At 42.8% G+C, this 15,365-nt stretch carries 15 protein-coding genes and 1 pseudogene; 8 read left to right on the plus strand and 8 right to left on the minus strand.

Features of this window, described 5'->3' with window-relative positions:
- The first annotated feature begins 182 nt into the window (after positions 1-182).
- From V7K35_RS17505 to V7K35_RS17515, 3 genes and pseudogenes are all read left to right on the plus strand, one after another.
- Positions 183-314, plus strand: coding sequence for a hypothetical protein (locus V7K35_RS17505; RefSeq protein ID WP_335080490.1), 132 nt, complete (start codon positions 183-185; stop codon positions 312-314).
- Positions 315-1,030: 716 nt separating this feature from the next.
- A complete protein-coding gene (locus V7K35_RS17510) occupies positions 1,031-1,651 on the plus strand; it encodes a 2OG-Fe(II) oxygenase (protein ID WP_335080491.1) in 621 nt (206 codons plus the stop codon).
- A pseudogene (locus V7K35_RS17515) lies at positions 1,641-1,736 on the plus strand (CRISPR-associated endoribonuclease Cas6); the annotation flags it as partial. The gene V7K35_RS17510 and the pseudogene V7K35_RS17515, both read left to right, overlap by 11 nt.
- A gap of 546 nt (positions 1,737-2,282) precedes the next feature.
- Here the strand turns inward: V7K35_RS17515 and V7K35_RS17520 are convergent.
- The gene (locus tag V7K35_RS17520) at positions 2,283-3,479 is read right to left on the minus strand and encodes a site-2 protease family protein (RefSeq protein ID WP_335080492.1); all 1,197 of its coding nucleotides are present in this window, start codon (positions 3,477-3,479) and stop codon (positions 2,283-2,285) included.
- 322 nt (positions 3,480-3,801) lie between these two features.
- Positions 3,802-4,056, minus strand: a complete 255-nt coding sequence (gene psaK / locus V7K35_RS17525) for a photosystem I reaction center subunit PsaK (RefSeq protein WP_335080493.1) — start codon at positions 4,054-4,056, stop codon at positions 3,802-3,804.
- Between the two features lie 121 nt (positions 4,057-4,177).
- Here psaK and V7K35_RS17530 point away from each other — a divergent pair, with 121 nt between their 5' ends.
- Positions 4,178-4,810 (plus strand): phosphoribosylanthranilate isomerase, encoded by a 633-nt coding sequence (locus V7K35_RS17530; RefSeq protein ID WP_335080494.1) that lies wholly within the window; start codon positions 4,178-4,180, stop codon positions 4,808-4,810.
- A gap of 75 nt (positions 4,811-4,885) precedes the next feature.
- Here the strand turns inward: V7K35_RS17530 and folE are convergent, their stop codons facing one another.
- The 5 genes from folE to V7K35_RS17555 form a co-directional block, all read right to left on the minus strand.
- Positions 4,886-5,593, minus strand: a complete 708-nt coding sequence (gene folE / locus V7K35_RS17535) for a GTP cyclohydrolase I FolE (RefSeq protein ID WP_334796838.1) — start codon at positions 5,591-5,593, stop codon at positions 4,886-4,888.
- 86 nt (positions 5,594-5,679) lie between these two features.
- Positions 5,680-6,402 (minus strand): SDR family oxidoreductase, encoded by a 723-nt coding sequence (locus tag V7K35_RS17540; RefSeq protein ID WP_335080495.1) that lies wholly within the window; start codon positions 6,400-6,402, stop codon positions 5,680-5,682.
- A gap of 354 nt (positions 6,403-6,756) precedes the next feature.
- Entirely contained in the window at positions 6,757-7,737 is a 981-nt protein-coding gene (locus V7K35_RS17545; RefSeq protein ID WP_185586002.1) for an acetyl-CoA carboxylase carboxyltransferase subunit alpha, read from the minus strand.
- Positions 7,738-7,888: 151 nt separating this feature from the next.
- The gene (locus V7K35_RS17550) at positions 7,889-8,908 is read right to left on the minus strand and encodes a long-chain acyl-[acyl-carrier-protein] reductase (protein WP_334963816.1); all 1,020 of its coding nucleotides are present in this window, start codon (positions 8,906-8,908) and stop codon (positions 7,889-7,891) included.
- A 138-nt stretch (positions 8,909-9,046) separates the two neighbouring features.
- Positions 9,047-9,745, minus strand: a complete 699-nt coding sequence (locus V7K35_RS17555; RefSeq protein WP_335080496.1) for an aldehyde oxygenase (deformylating) — start codon at positions 9,743-9,745, stop codon at positions 9,047-9,049.
- A gap of 178 nt (positions 9,746-9,923) precedes the next feature.
- Here V7K35_RS17555 and V7K35_RS17560 point away from each other — a divergent pair, with 178 nt between their 5' ends.
- From V7K35_RS17560 to V7K35_RS17570, 3 genes are all read left to right on the plus strand, one after another.
- Positions 9,924-10,751, plus strand: coding sequence for a carbohydrate ABC transporter permease (locus V7K35_RS17560; protein WP_335080497.1), 828 nt, complete (start codon positions 9,924-9,926; stop codon positions 10,749-10,751).
- 230 nt (positions 10,752-10,981) lie between these two features.
- Complete coding sequence (locus V7K35_RS17565; protein WP_335080498.1) at positions 10,982-11,254, plus strand: hypothetical protein; 273 nt, start codon at positions 10,982-10,984, stop codon at positions 11,252-11,254.
- Positions 11,255-11,417: 163 nt separating this feature from the next.
- Positions 11,418-13,871, plus strand: a complete 2,454-nt coding sequence (locus V7K35_RS17570) for a two-partner secretion domain-containing protein (protein ID WP_335080499.1) — start codon at positions 11,418-11,420, stop codon at positions 13,869-13,871.
- Positions 13,872-14,001: 130 nt separating this feature from the next.
- On the opposite strand, the gene V7K35_RS17575 is transcribed toward V7K35_RS17570, so the two are convergent.
- A complete protein-coding gene (locus V7K35_RS17575) occupies positions 14,002-14,250 on the minus strand; it encodes a hypothetical protein (RefSeq protein ID WP_335080500.1) in 249 nt (82 codons plus the stop codon).
- A 413-nt stretch (positions 14,251-14,663) separates the two neighbouring features.
- Here V7K35_RS17575 and V7K35_RS17580 point away from each other — a divergent pair, with 413 nt between their 5' ends.
- Positions 14,664-14,957, plus strand: a complete 294-nt coding sequence (locus V7K35_RS17580) for a hypothetical protein (protein ID WP_335080501.1) — start codon at positions 14,664-14,666, stop codon at positions 14,955-14,957.
- Positions 14,958-15,365 lie beyond the last annotated feature (408 nt).

The raw sequence follows: 15,365 nt of genomic DNA on the forward strand, positions 1-15,365 counted from the left end.
AGTAACTAATCTGTGAATAACAATAAAGATTTGTACAATCTACTAATATCCCATCTTTCGGATAAAAACCTGCCAAAATGGCACCAAGTCCTTTACAATTGCTTTAAAATTTGCTCCCAGATAGCGTGACATCTTTACACTTTATCAGCAACCCCTACTTAGATACATTTAGAGCAAGTTTTATGGTAGAGCCTTTTGATATAGCTGCATCTCCAGGTTTGTGGCGCAGAAGCATTCCCAGCAAAAAACTGATTGGCGGCAGATGTTGTTCGATGTTTAGTAGTCATCCTGAAAGCAGCAAAGAATTTCAGTAGTCCTTCGCAGAAGGAAGCATGACATTCAACGCTATTATTTTTATTTATCATCACAAAGCCAAAAAAACCGGACTTTTTAGGCAATTAGTAATTATTTTTTTCTTTAATTTTCAAAACTTATGTCTGAAAACCTTGTAATCACGTCATTTGTGCCACCTACAAATTGTAGATGACTATAGGCGATCGCAGATAACGGCTACATGAGTGCATCTTATGTAACTGTACTTTTGCAAGTACAGCATTTTGCATCTAAATGAAGTACATCCTTACCCCCCTTAATCCCACGCCACTTGCTACAACGGAGGGAACCTCCGCAACGCAGTGGCTCCCCGATGTATTGGGGGGAAATTCCCAATCTAGTTCCCTCCCCAATCTATCGGGGAGGGTTAGGGAGGGGTATTTTTGTACTTCATTAACTTACAATCTGCTGTATGTTAAGAGACTTGCAAATAAAAAACCTCTAAGAAGGTTTTACTACGCAAAACGTCCCTCTCGCCCGTCGGAGAGGGAAGAGTTGAAGGAAAGTTGAACTCATATTGATCTAAAATCCAAAATCGCTTGAGTGCCTTTGCTGCATTGCAATCATCAATTCTCATCGCTCTAACTGTTTATTTCAGTTTAAAAGGATTTTACTATAGTCTTTAACCTTTTCCCCAGTCACAAATTACGCTACAATCTTTAACCCCTGCTAGTTCTGTACGCTCCCCATATCCATCGTGAAACACTATCAACAACAATCCAACGCCTTCCCCAGCGATTACCTAAATAACTTGTGGGGAGAAATTCAAGCTTGTTCTTACTTTGCTATCAACAACCTCAACCGTGATTTTGTTGCCACCAAAGGATTTTCTGTAGTATTTCAGCGTTCTGGATTAGCAAAAGTAGAACAGCAGTTTCCCTACTTCAAGCCTTACCTAGATTTGGCTCTCCAGCCGAATTGTAATGCTTTTTATCTTAATCCTTTACAGCTAAAAGAAGGCTCCCGTGTCGATCCGCATATTGATCGCTCCTTGCGTTCCTACTCCAAAACCATTGAACCACCTGCGGTTGTCAGTGTCCTCTATGTGCGAGTCCCTGTGGATATGGAAGGGGGAGAACTGGTATTGCGATCGCACAAACGTCAACTTGGGCAAATTAAGCCACAAATCAATACTTTACTTTACTTTCAAGGTGATTTAACCCATTCTGTTAATGCTGTGAAAACCCCAGGAAATCGCTTAAGTTTAGTTTGTGAACAGTATAGTTTGAGTGAAGCTGAACTCCAAGAAATTCCAGAGTTCACTGTAGAGTCAAGAAGCACTCAGTCTACAACCAAAAAGAGAAAGTATGCCTCATAGTCTAGTGTTGAATTTACTACCTAAATCGCCCATTTCATCACACTTTCTTACTGGTAGACATCTCCATGCCCTATTTTTAACTCTCTTTCTCCGTGCATCGGTAGTTTTAAAGCCCCAATAAATACTTGTGCGTTGAAGATTGCGTTGTTGCTCCCAAGCGGTAATTTTAGAAGATAATTTTTGTGCCTCAGGAATATGCCGCTCTAAACATTGACGAGATAAAGCTGAAAATCTTTGATAATGTGGAGCATCTTAAAATCAGACACTAATTGGCTATGAGAACCTTGTTGATAACACAAGAGTAGGTTTTTCACCCGAAAGCTTTATGTCTAATAGACCTCTTGCATAAGTCGAATAGACCCCCCTTAATCCCCCCGATATATTGGGGGGAAACTTGAAATCTTGCCCCCTCCCCTTTATAAGGGGAGGGTTGGGGAGGGGTGATTCAAGGATTTTTGCAAGAGGTCTAATGTTTTGGGACATTTTCTGACGGCGAACTCAGGTTAAAAAATAAAAAAGGTAGGAAGTCCTACCTTTTACCCAAAAAAAGCATTTTGTAACCAAATACCAAATTAAATATCACACACGCTTTTGACGTGTCTATTGCAAAACTATGACGAGCGTATGACACTTAATTTGTAATGGACTTCGCTATTCCTCCCAGTTGCAACCCAGGCGGATAGCTACCTTCCTCTTTAACCCGCTTGATTTCAGCATCCGTTATTCGCAAATTTAATTTCTGTGCCAACGATCGCACAATATCTCCCCGGTCAATTACACCAGCTACGGCACCAGCGGGAGAAAGCACAGTAATTCGAGGTAACTGCTCATTTTCTAGCTTGTTAATTACCTCAGCTATCGTTGTTGCTTCAGCAACAGTGGGTATTTCTGTCAGGGGATGCACAATGCTATGCAAGGTTTGGGTTTCCCATTGACTCCTTTCAATTAAACGCAAATCGTCAATGGAAACTAGACCCCGGTAACGTCCATCAGAAGCAGCAAAATAAACCTGTGAGGGAGCGGTTTCCAAAAGGTATAAATCGGCAAAGGAACGCAATGTCTGGTCAGCATCAACAACACGAAAGTCACGGGTCATCGCATCAGCCGCCACCACCTTGAGCAAGCTTTCTTGCAGTGTAGTCACATTGTCATAGCTATTAGCGTTGCGGACAGCAAACCAACCTAACAGCGCAATCCACAAACCAACTACTAACTCTCTGGTCAAAAAATCTACAACAAATCCTAGAGCGATCGCACCATAACCCAATATTTGCCCAGCCTTTGCAGCCCAGTGTACGGCTTGAAAACGATTACCTGTTATTTGCCATAGTGCTGCTTTTAACACTTGCCCTCCATCTAGAGGTAAGCCTGGAATTAGGTTAAATAGAGCCACCACCAAGTTAATTCTCGCCAAATCTCCAACCATAACACTGAGTGGACTAGTATCAGATATCACGGTAATTACCAGCCGGAGTAGGAAAAATAGTATGATACTCACCAAAGGGCCAGCGATCGCTACTTGAAAGGCTTTGAAAGGAGTTTTAGATTCTTCTTCAATAGCAGCAATCCCGCCAAACAGAAATAGAGTAATTGAATTAACTTTAATGCCTTGCGATCGGGCTACCAAGCTGTGACCCAACTCATGTAGCAACACCGAACCAAATAGCAACAGTGCCATAACTATTCCAGCACTCCAAGCTATGACATTCCCCCATTCCTGATAAGCTACCCCAAAATTGAGAGTTGCCAACCCTAAAATCACAAACCATAACGGGTCTAAAAACAGGGGAATTCCAAATAAAGACCCAATTTTCCAATTTGTTTGCATTACATTGTCCTAAAACTAGATATCGTCAGTAGTTTTTATACCGAGATACTACACATAGTTGTATACACATTTATATTGAGCATCAATTCGGTAGTGCCGAGTGACGAAATGCTCTTATTTCTAGAATAGACAATTAATGCCTGTGAGCAAAACTCTGGAGTGGGGCATGGGGGAGCCACTGCGTTGTCCGGGTTTCCCGGCTTGAAGCAAGTGGCGTCATCGGGCATAAGTTATTTCTTCCCTACTCCCCCCTGCCCAAAATCGTTTTTAGGAGTTTTGTATTGATCGTGGCGTTACTTATAACGCTGCTGTCATCGCAAAACTATAGACGACCGATGTTAGTCAGTCCTAAAACGATACCAATACCGATAACATGACCAAAAGCCATCGCTGCAACGAATGTTGGAACACTGATCGGCAGGATAGGGAACTTGGGGCCAACTAAGGGTTTTTCAATCCTAGTACTTAGTAAAACTACTACTAAGCTGCTGATGCTGATAATGATACCGACTGTAGGATTCCACGCAGGTGTTGCCGGAACAGATGCAGCGGCTGCTAGTAAAATAGATGAAATCAAGCTTTTGTCTCCTAAATAGAAAATTTATCTAGACCTACAAGATTATAAAATTACCAAGGCCCAAAAGTTTTTTAGATAGTTTAGACTTTTCAAATGATTATTTTAAATTTGTTAGATTTTCATGCGTATTAAGATTTGCGGTATCACTCAACCACAGCAGTCTATAGCGATCGCCTCTCTGGGCGCAACGGCATTAGGATTTATTTGTGTGCCAACCTCACCTCGCTACGTTACGGTATCCCAAATTCGGGCAGCAGTGGCAGAACTCCCGGCAAATATTGACACAATTGGTGTTTTTGCCAACACTAGTATCCCCGAAATCAGTCAGATTGTTGTTGATTCTGGGTTGACTGGTGTCCAGTTACACGGAGATGAATCACCAGATTTTTGCTACCAGTTACGTCAATCTTTATCCAATATCGAAATTCTTAAAGCGCTCAGAATTGGTAGTCTTGAGCATCTTGACACAGCAGATAATTACACAAAATACGTGGATACTTTACTACTTGACGCCTACCATCCGCAACAACTGGGTGGTACAGGCAAAACTTTAGATTGGACGATACTAGAACAATTTAGCCCTAGTTGCCCTTGGTTTTTGGCTGGAGGACTGACAGCAGATAATATTTTGGAAGCCCTGAGTCAAGTTAATCCTAGCGGCGTTGATTTATCTAGTGGTGTGGAACGTTCACCTGGAAATAAAGATTTAGATAAAGTAGCCAAGTTGTTTGAGAAATTGGGGAGCAGTTCTTGAGCAGAGGAAAAGATTGTAGTAAGTCTTTCCCCTTTGCCCTTCTACCTCTTGTGCCTAATGCCCATTCCCCATTCCTTAAAAGAACGCTGCTTGATGGCGAATCAGGTTAAAAAATTCTTCGCGGGTTTTCTGATCCTCTTGAAACACACCAACCATTGCGCTAGTGACAGTCCAAGAACCTGGTTTCTGGACGCCCCGCATCACCATACACATATGGCTAGCTTCCATCACAACGGCGACACCTTGAGGTTCTAGAATGGTTTGGATTGCTTCGGCAATTTGGCGGGTTAACCTTTCCTGTACTTGCAAGCGGCGGGAATACATCTCAACAATGCGGGCCAGTTTACTCAGTCCCACAACTTTTTGGTTGGGGATATAAGCAACGTGTGCTCTACCCATAAACGGCAGCATATGATGTTCGCACAGACTAAAGAAATTAATATCTCTAATTAGTACCATCTCGTTATGCCCCTCATCAAAGATGGCATCGTTAACGAGTTCTTCAAGGGATTGGTTGTAGCCACTGGTAAGAAACCGCATTGCCTCGGCCACTCGCTTGGGTGTTTTGAGGAGTCCTTCGCGTTCGGGGTCTTCGCCAACTCCCAATATTAGTGTCCGCACCGCATCCTTCATTTCCTCCATCTGTTCCTCTTTGGGCGGGAATACATCCGCTTGTCGCCCGTTATTAGTATTGCGATCGGGTCTAGGAGTTATGGCTTCTGCCAAATCGGGAATCAGAGGTGATTGAGAATAATTGGAACCGTTGGAACTAGCAATAGTCATGATTGAGTCTTGGTTATAGTTTGAATTTAGTTATGAGTTATGAATTATGAGTTAAAAATTCTAATTCCTAACTCCTAACTTCGCAATTAGAGTGCGCCAGCGCTGGGCATCAGGGTCAATTCATCAATAACTGCCTGTTGTGGCAACAGAACTGTATAAAGAATTGACTGAGCCACAATTTCCGGGGTTAACATTTTGGAACGGTCTAAGTTGGCATGGACTGTTTCTGTGTCCCAAAGTTCGGTATTGACTGCCCCAGGACAAATAACCGTGACACGAATGCCGTAGCTGCGTTCTTCTTGTGCCAGGGTTTGAGAGAGGGCAATTAAACCAGCCTTGCTGACGCTGTATGCTCCCCAACCGGGAAACGGTTGCTTGGCGGCAATTGAGGCAATGTTGATAATTGTGCCTGTACCCCGATCGCGCATTGAAGGCAAAATCCCCATAATGCACTGAAACACGCTGGTAAGATTCAAGTTAATTACCTGCTGCCAGTCCTCTAGGGGGGTTTGACTCAAAGTAGCTGTATAGGCTATGCCAGAACTGTTTACCAGAATGTCTATATCACCATCAAGGGCGATCGCTTGGATCTTTTCTTTGACTTCAAAGACCCGCGCTAAATCTACAGCGTAAGCTTTCGCTTCCACCCCAGTGTGCTGTACAGCTTCTCTTACCGCCTCCAACTTATCCAAAGAACGGCTGACTAAAGCCACATCTATTCCCGCTTTTGCAAAGGCTAAAGCCGTTGCTTTCCCAATTCCACTACTGGCCCCAGTAATCAGGGCGCGTCGTTTTTGCTCAACACTCATGGTGTCTCCCAATTTTTGGGCAGTTCCCAAAGCCTATTACCACCCCATTATTCACACTTCTCGGTTTGGATAGATTAAAGGAATCTAAAAATCTGATGATTTTCATTCAGCAACTGCTATAATGCAGTGCAATAGTCGGTATCTTATGGGTTTTTCCAGTAAAGACAACAAATCATCGCCCGTAAAATCACACCGTCCACTCAAATTAGATTACTTAATAATACAAAAGCTATTCAATCAACTTGAGTATATTTGCCAAACATGCAAATGCCTATGGCTAGATTGTTAAAAATCTTTAAGCACATAGGCAATTATAACATTGCTGCTTGGTTAATCAATGATTATGTAGTGCTGTTAGTGGGCAACTTCTGTAAAAACACCAATTTTGCGGAATTTTTCATACCGCAGTTGGCGGCGTTCTGGAGCGGTTAAACGATTGAGTTCGTCCAAATTTTCCAGCAGCACTTGCTTGAGAGTAGTAGCGGCTTTTAAAGGGTCAGAATGAGCGCCACCAGTGGGTTCAGGTAATATTTGGTCGATAATTCCCAACTTTTTTAGGTCGTGGGAAATAATTTTCAGAGCAACAGCGGCTTGGGGAGCCTTACCGGCATCTTTCCACAAAATGGCAGCACAGGCTTCGGGAGTGGCAACGGTATAAACGGAGTGTTCAAACATCAGGAGGCGATCGCCTACACCAATACCGAGTGCGCCGCCAGAACCGCCCTCACCAATGACTGTGCAGATAATTGGCACATCTAAGCAAAACATTTCCCGCAAGTTGTAGGCGATCGCTTCTCCTTGACCTTGATGTTCTGCTTCTACCCCAGACCAAGCTCCTGGTGTGTCGATAAAGGTCAGTATTGGCATACTAAACTTGTTGGCGTGTTCCATCAACCGCATCGCCTTGCGGTAGCCGCCAGGGTAAGGCATTCCAAAGTTACGGGCAATATTGTCTTTGGTATCGCGACCTTTTTGATGACCCAACATCACCACAGGTTGCCCACTCAGACGACCGACACCACCAACTAAAGCCGGATCGTCACCACCACAGCGATCGCCATGCAATTCCATCCATTCATCACTAATAGCCTGAATGTAATCGAGAGTACTGGGGCGACGCGGATGACGAGCGACTTGCAATCGCTGGGACGGGGATAGACTAGTGAAAATTTCCTCACGCAGTTGCATGGCGCGTGCTTCTAGTTGACGAATTTGACCAGAAACATCGACGCCATTTTCTTCTGCAAGTTGCCGAATTTGATCAATTCGGGTTGCGAGTTCTGCTAGGGGTTTTTCAAAATCTAACAGTAGCGGTTTACGCTCGGTAGTTGCCATCGTAGGGGTTATAGTTACGAGTTATGAGTTTTTCAGAGTTATGAGTGAGGAGTTTTTTCGAGTGAGGAGTTATCAGTGAGGAGTAAAGTTTTAAAAGGTGTGGACTTATAAAAGTTATTAACTCCTAACTCCTAACTTTTAACTCTTAACCTTAAACCAGCAGCGGTCTAAATCCATGTTTTACTGATACCCGACCAATCTGCTCCATTTTGTCTACGGTAATCTGATTTCGCCCCCACGAAAAGTTCGTGTATAACTTCTCAAATTCCAACAGCATTGATTCGGCAAAACAAGCAAACAACTGGCGGGCTGGCACGTCCATATTGACTATTTTCATAATTTTCCAGTCAATATCCAGGGAATGCTCTACAATTCCACCATTTAACACGTGTACACCAGGATATTGAATTTTCGTCGCTAAGTTTTTAGGATAACCACCATCAATCAACAAACAGGGTTGTTTCAAAGTCGTGGGGTCAATTTCCACGCCTTTGGGCATACTCGCAACCCAAACTACAACATCAGCTTGGGGTAGTGCTTCTGTCAAACCCATGATTTTTCCCCGCCCCAGTTCGCCTTGCAACTCTTTGAGACGTTCTTGATCACGGGCTATTAGCAGCAGTTCTTTGACATCTGTTCTCGCATCTAGCCAGCGTGTAACTGCACTACCAATATCACCAGTTGCTCCACATATAGCAACTGTCGCGTTTGATAGATCAATTCCCAGTTGTTTTGACGCTTCTTCCACCTGCTTACAAATAATGTAGGCAGTGTGCGTGTTTCCTGTGGTGAACCGTTCAAACTCTAGTTTGATGTTACGGACTTGGCTAAACTGCTCTAACTTAAAATTTTCAAAAATAATCGAGGAAAATCCGCCTAAAGCTGTGATGTTAATACCGTGCTTCTGTGCATGGGCCATGGCGTTGAGGATTTTGCGTGTTGCAGCTTTGATGCGGCGACTAGCTAGCATCTCCGGTAGAAAGCAAGATTCTACATACCGTCCTTCAATTTGTTGCCCAGTTACACTAGTGACAATAATGCTATCAACAATTTGCGGCGGGGCGCTGCACCAAAAGTCTAGCCCTTGATCGGCATATTCTGGGTATCCCAATTCTTGAGCTACCGCTTGAGCGTGTTCTAAACTAGTCAGATGTCCAATTAGACCAAACATGTAGTGATTATTATGCTTATGCTGTCTTGAGCGCTTGTGAATTTCGTGTAGTTAGGAGTTAGGAGTACGATTCATAATTTTTTACTGATCATTCCTCACTGGAGGCGGAGCATTACCAGCTCCGCTTCTAACTTTTTATTAAGCGGCTATGAGTCCGTAGGCTGATAAGCGCATAATATCGCGAGTCGTGAAACCGATGTTACTCAATGCTTCACCATACTGAATCATAAAATCTTCTACTAAAGCATCTTTTTCCATTGCCATTGTGTGGGCATCACCCTCTACTTGGTTGAGCATTCTCCAGACGATGGGTAAATTCTGGCGATTTGCAAGTTCAAGTTCAGCTTTGGATTCTGCAAAGTGTTCTTTCAACCAAACTTCTCCAAAGTTGAGGTGGCTATATTCTTCCTTTACTACTCCCTCCGTGATTTTACGTGCAAAATCATCAGCAACAGGGATGTAAATTTGATATGCTGCGATCGCAAAACATTCAATAATCAAAGACTGAATCAACAGACAAGTAACGACGTTACCGGATGCCGCCGCTGTTTGGAAATTTTGGTGTAGTCCAGAGAAAAACTCCTTGGCGAATTGCAAATCTGGAGTTACTTGCAAATTGCGCCCACAAGCTTCAAATCCTTTCTTGTGGCGACCTTCCATCTTCGATAGGCGAATCAATTCATCATGAGATTCTGGCAGCAGTTGGGCTAGTGTGATGTAATTTTCATGGGCTTCTTGTTCGCCTTCAATCACGATCGCATTAATCCGGCTATAAGCATCTTTGTATGTTTCGCTCTTGAAATCTAATTCTTTAAATTCGTCTGTAAGCTGCTGCATGGTATGTTTACTCCTGTAAATTGAATTATTTGATACCAGTATTCAATTTCCCCTATGAACTGAGGGTAATAATCACTGTGGTTAAATTTAACTTAACAAGTAGACTATGTTTATAGATTAATTGTTGCTGGGGGCAATGTTCTAGTACTAGCGAAATAAATGCTTTGCAGCTCAAGTTATGCCCAAACCAAACCCAAATCTGAAATCTGGGGATTTTTTGAGCCTAGTAGTCTTACTGCTAGGGGCATTTGTTGTTCTACTCCCTCTGTTTGTAGTCTTTTTCACCTCCTTTGCACCAACCGCCGCCAGTCTGGGAAATTTATCCAAAAATAACTGGTCTTTAGCTAATTACCGCGTTGCATGGCAACAGGGAAAATTTTTGCTGGCGTTTGCTAATTCTACCTTGGTAGCGATCGCTGTGACGGGGTTTCAGATTGTCACTTCTGCTTTGGCTGGTTACGCCTTAGCACGGCTGAAGTTTCGGGGACGCCAAGCACTGCTATTGGTGGTTTTAGCAACATTGGTGATTCCCTTTCAGTTATTGGTGATTCCCATCTTTTTGGTTTTGAAGTGGGGACACTTGATAAATACCTATGGGGCGCTGATTTTACCCACTGCTGTCAACGGCTTTGGGATTTTCTTGTTACGTCAGTATTTCCAGACAATTCCGGTGGAGTTAGAGGAAGCCGCAGCCATAGATGGGGCGAACCGACTGCAAATTTTGTGGCGAGTGATGTTACCTTTAGCCCGTCCGGCTTTGGTAACGCTGTTTTTGTTCACCTTCATCGGCGAATGGAATGATTTGTTTAAGCCTCTGGTATTTACCACACGTCCCGAATTAAGGACGGTGCAGCTGGCGTTGGCAGAGTTTCAAGAGCAATTTACGAATAATTGGCCTTTGATGATGGCAGCAGTGACGATCGCGACAGTTCCAGTGATGGTACTATTTCTCATCGGTCAGCGTCAGTTTATTCAGGGTATTGCCACCACAGGGATTAAGAATTAGTCGGGGAAGCTGTCCAAATTTTAGATTTTGCGGAAAGTTTGAGCAAAGATTTCCGCCACTCAGACTTCTCTCCACCCCGCAAGAAGTAGTTAGATATTTTTTTATTTGGAAGTCCCTTATAGATCAGCAATGCCTAGAGGAAATCCAGCAGTTAAATATTAAGTTTTGTGACACTAAGCGTAATTATTATTAGCCAAGCTGAAGCAACAATTATACACATCCTGTAGGAAATGGAAATAGTCGTGAACCCTGAAACATTACAGCAGTTACAAGACGAAGTTCAACAGAAACTGCTTGAAAGCGTTAATAACGCTGGCTTATATGCAGTGCTTGAGAAGTACGGAGTATTAGATGATAGAGCTCTGGTAGTTCAGTGGCAGTGCAATCTTGATCCAAATAAAATCAAATCTGGTAATGCAGGCACAGAACAGGAAATTGTACTAATGCAAAATTCCTGGTGTATCCCTTGCCCAACTGGCAACCCTTACGGTTGTAACTGCTAAATAATTTAGTCTTCGTACCATAAAGAGTTTATTCTAGTGAGTATAAAAATGCTAAACTTTGCATTTACTAATTAGGCTACAGAAATAATCTCAAGTATGACTCTACCTAATTAGCAAGGAGCAGTGATTAAATATACTCTTATTTTTTGGGTGCAAGTTTGTGATGTTTCGATACCGAAGCAGTTGGTGCTGGGAGTTAGGGATAGTCAGTACTTTAGCAATTGCTGGAGTGCTGACTTTTTTTGAGAGTTTTGCCTTAGCCCAAATACAAAAGGATGGCACACTTGGATCTGAAAGTTCAATCATTACACCAAAACTAATCGATGGTCAGCCTACAGACCAGATTGATGGTGGGGCAGTTCGTGGTACAAATTTGTTCCACAGCTTTGAACAGTTTTCTGTCTCTGCGGGAAGGACAGTTTACTTTAACAATGCAAAAGATATTCAAAACATCATCAGTCGGGTAACAGGCAATTCTATTTCCAATATAGATGGCATTCTGAAAGCTAACGGCACAGCCAACCTGTTTCTGATTAATCCTAACGGCATTGTTTTTGGGTCAAATGCTTCTTTAAATATCGGCGGTTCATTTGTGGCCAGTACGGCGAGTAGCTTGAACTTTGCTGATGGGACAAAATTTAGTGCTATATCTCCTCAGACTACACCCCTGCTGACAGTAAGTGTTCCCATTGGTTTACAATTCGGAACAACTGCGGCTCCCATCCGCAATCAATCCCAAGCACAACCAGATGGGGCAGTTAATATCTTTAGACAAGGCGTTGGTCTACAAGTGCAGCAAGGCAAAACCTTGGCACTCATCGGCGGTGATATAACGCTAGATGGAGGAAATATCACAGCAAACGACGGAAGCGTTGAGTTAGGAAGCGTCGCTGGTAATAGTCTGGTCAGTTTAAGTCCAACGAACCAAGGTTGGGCATTTGGATATAAAGATGTTCCAAATTTCCAGAATGTCGAACTAATCCAGTTAAATAAAATTCCATCTATTGTAGATACTCATGGAGAGGGTGGCGGCAATATCCACGTGCAAGGCAGGCTTGTGTGGGTAGCTGGCAGTTCGCTAACTGTAGTTGATCCCTCTGGAGGGCAATCAGCAGGGGATTTAACAGTGAACGCCTCAGAGTCTGTAGTAGTTGGACAAGATGCCCAACTGATTGCTCAGAGTTTCTCCACCGGAAACTCTGGAAACATAAATGTCACTACTAAAAACTTGGTGGTCAGAGATGGAGCACAATTGTATGGTCAATTGACCATAAACGCCTCAGATTCCGTAGAACTAATCGGCGGCACCTCCATTCCTCTCTTCCGAGATGGTAGTGATTTAATATCCAGTGGATTATTTAGTGCAACTTATGGCGATAAAAACGCTGGCAGCATCACAATTAATACTGGAAAGTTGCGTATCCAAGGAGGGGCAAGAATATCAACAAGCTCTGAGGGGATATATAAGTATATTCTTAACGAACTTACACCAGCAAATACAGGAAAAGCAGGAAACTTGATAGTGAACGCCTCTGACTCGGTAGAACTAATTGGAACCTCACCAAATGGTTCTAGGCTCAGTGGCTTGTTTTCTGGAACTGAAGGGCCTGGAGATGGTGGAAACTTGACGCTAACGACAGGGCAATTGATTATCAAGAATGGGGCTGCAATCTCTGTGAGCAGCCAAGCTAGAAAAAATGTAATATATATCGGAGATCCAAATAACTTAGGGAAAGCAGGCGATTTAAATATAACCGCTCGTTCCATACTTCTGGACAACAAAGGGAAACTCACATCTAATAGTGAGTCTGGTAAAGGTGGGAATATTACGCTACAGGTGCGGGACTTATTACTGATGCGCCGCGAAAGTAAAATAACCACTGACGCAGGTACGACAGGACTTGGTGGAGATGGCGGTAATATCACCATCAAAGCACCTAATGGCTTTCTCGTCGCTGCTCCTTTGGGAAATAACGATATCACTGCCAATGCCTTCTCTGGCTCAGGTGGTAAAATCACAATCACCGCTAAGGACATCTTTGGGTTTGTGCCGCGCACAGGTGCAGACGTAGAGAAGCTTGATCCAACAGGCGAAAGAAACCCAAAGAACCTGTCAACAAATGACATCACGGCATTTTCTCAGAAAAACCCTTCATTAAATGGCACAGTCAAAATCAACTCACCAGATGCTGACCCCAGTAGGGGATTAGTGGAACTGCCCGTAAATCTAGTTGATGCTTCGCAGCAAATTGTTGCTAATTGTAATTCTGGTGCAAAAATAGCCAGGAGTTCATTTATTAGGACTGGGCGTGGAGGACTAATAGCCGATCCCACGCAGCCATTGATAGCTGATGATGCGGTGCTGGCAGATTGGATCACACTCTCTCCAGAAAGTCAGAATCGTGCTGGCGGTATTCCGAAAAGAGCGGTTGTTCAGGCGCAGCGAAACATAGAAGATAAATCACAGAAAGTTAATTCTGTCAATGAACCTACTCAAATTGTGGAAGCCCAAGGGTGGGTTATAGATGGTAATGGGAACGTGGTTCTGGTTGCTCAAGTACCCACGGCGACGCCCCATAACTCCTGGCTCAACACTGCATCTTGCGCTGCTAATTAAAAATTGAGATTCTCGTAATTTTTGTTAGTGCGATCGCACCTTCTACTAAACTCAGCTATGGGTGCGTTGGCATAGCCCATCGTAGACATCGTTGAAATGACCTTTATATAAGCGATCGCACCTCCTACTATCAGCTATGGGTGCGTTGGCATAGCCCGTCGTAGACATCGCTGGAATGACCTTTATACAAGCGATCGCACCTCCTACTATCAGCTATGGGTGCGTTGGCATAGCCCGTCGTAGACATCGCTGGAATGACCTTTATACAAGCGATCGCCCCTTGTAATAAATTTAAGCTGTGGGTGCATTGGCGTAGCCCACCGTTCGCGTAGCGTTCCGCAGGAAAGGTATCGCAGATTCCATCATCCTCAACACCCACACAAAAAACATATTTGATTTTCTGGCGGGATGAGAAAGATGAAATGAGTAATGGTAAGGCTTTAGCTTGTGGGTTTATCCAAATCGTAAGTAGAGTGTCAGAGTTGAGGAGGTATCAATTACTCAATCCTCTTGAGTGATTAATGGTCAGTAGCCAGATTCATCAATGCTTTAATGAAATCCAACAGAAATATATGAAGTTTTGTAACACAATACGTAATTATTACTAGCCAAGCTGAAGTCATAATTATCGGAGTTCACAAGAGCTTTAGAATGCTAATGCTTTCGTGTCACTCTCGACTCTGTATTATTGATTCCTTACATTGCCAAACTGTACTAATACGAAGTCACATTCATTTAGGACATCACAAGATAAGTTCACACATTTACCAATCTGCAAGGAAAGTAAAATTTATGGAATCTCAAAAAGCACAGCCAAAAGTCTTAGACTCTGAAGCATTAAAGCAATTAGGAGACGAGATTAAGCGAGAAATACGTGATAGCCTTAAAAACTCTAACTTGAGCAAGGTGCTCGAAAAGTATAATATATCTAGAGATGATGTCCTGGAAATTCAGTGCAGTATCGACCCAACTAAACTCCCAGGTGGAGATACTAATCATTCACTGCTAATTCCAGGTAAGCATATCGTGCTATTGGATTGTTGGTGTGCGGGTCACATAGATGATTGTCCTTGCCCGAAGCCATGATAACCCTATAGTCAACTTAGTAGCGATGATCTCAAGTTATTGAAAATAAAGATAATTAAATTACTTATAATAATATCGATTTTATTATAAGTAATTTATAATAGTTTAACTTTATTTTCACTCATATCACTTGTTAACAATTCAATTGATAAGATAATTGTTTAGGCTCTTCAGTACATAATATGCTAAATACGTCTGTAAATCAGCTTGGAACCTTTACTGGACAACAATAGCAGTCGTTATTCTTAGGGTTTATGGCTTTATTATGAAAGTGAAGCTAAGACTGCCTGTAAGTCTTGGTTTTCAAGGCAAATTACGAACTTTGATTAAAATTTAAGCATAATACGTACTGAAAGAACCATTGTTTATTATGTCCATCTTTGATTAGACGAAGCTTTATTGTATAAT

The organism is Nostoc sp., assembly GCF_036917275.1.
Taxonomy (GTDB): domain Bacteria; phylum Cyanobacteriota; class Cyanobacteriia; order Cyanobacteriales; family Nostocaceae; genus Nostoc.

Bases quoted from the DNA above. Each gene is read 5' to 3' on its own strand.
- V7K35_RS17505 (WP_335080490.1), top strand. From the start codon at position 183: ATGGTAGAGCCTTTTGATATAGCTGCATCTCCAGGTTTGTGGCGCAGA.
- V7K35_RS17520 (WP_335080492.1), bottom strand. From the start codon at position 3,479: ATGCAAACAAATTGGAAAATTGGGTCTTTATTTGGAATTCCCCTGTTT.
- V7K35_RS17530 (WP_335080494.1), top strand. From the start codon at position 4,178: ATGCGTATTAAGATTTGCGGTATCACTCAACCACAGCAGTCTATAGCG.
- folE (WP_334796838.1), bottom strand. From the start codon at position 5,593: ATGACTATTGCTAGTTCCAACGGTTCCAATTATTCTCAATCACCTCTG.
- V7K35_RS17540 (WP_335080495.1), bottom strand. From the start codon at position 6,402: ATGAGTGTTGAGCAAAAACGACGCGCCCTGATTACTGGGGCCAGTAGT.
- V7K35_RS17545 (WP_185586002.1), bottom strand. From the start codon at position 7,737: ATGGCAACTACCGAGCGTAAACCGCTACTGTTAGATTTTGAAAAACCC.
- V7K35_RS17550 (WP_334963816.1), bottom strand. From the start codon at position 8,908: ATGTTTGGTCTAATTGGACATCTGACTAGTTTAGAACACGCTCAAGCG.
- V7K35_RS17555 (WP_335080496.1), bottom strand. From the start codon at position 9,745: ATGCAGCAGCTTACAGACGAATTTAAAGAATTAGATTTCAAGAGCGAA.
- V7K35_RS17560 (WP_335080497.1), top strand. From the start codon at position 9,924: ATGCCCAAACCAAACCCAAATCTGAAATCTGGGGATTTTTTGAGCCTA.
- V7K35_RS17565 (WP_335080498.1), top strand. From the start codon at position 10,982: ATGGAAATAGTCGTGAACCCTGAAACATTACAGCAGTTACAAGACGAA.
- V7K35_RS17570 (WP_335080499.1), top strand. From the start codon at position 11,418: ATGTTTCGATACCGAAGCAGTTGGTGCTGGGAGTTAGGGATAGTCAGT.
- V7K35_RS17580 (WP_335080501.1), top strand. From the start codon at position 14,664: ATGGAATCTCAAAAAGCACAGCCAAAAGTCTTAGACTCTGAAGCATTA.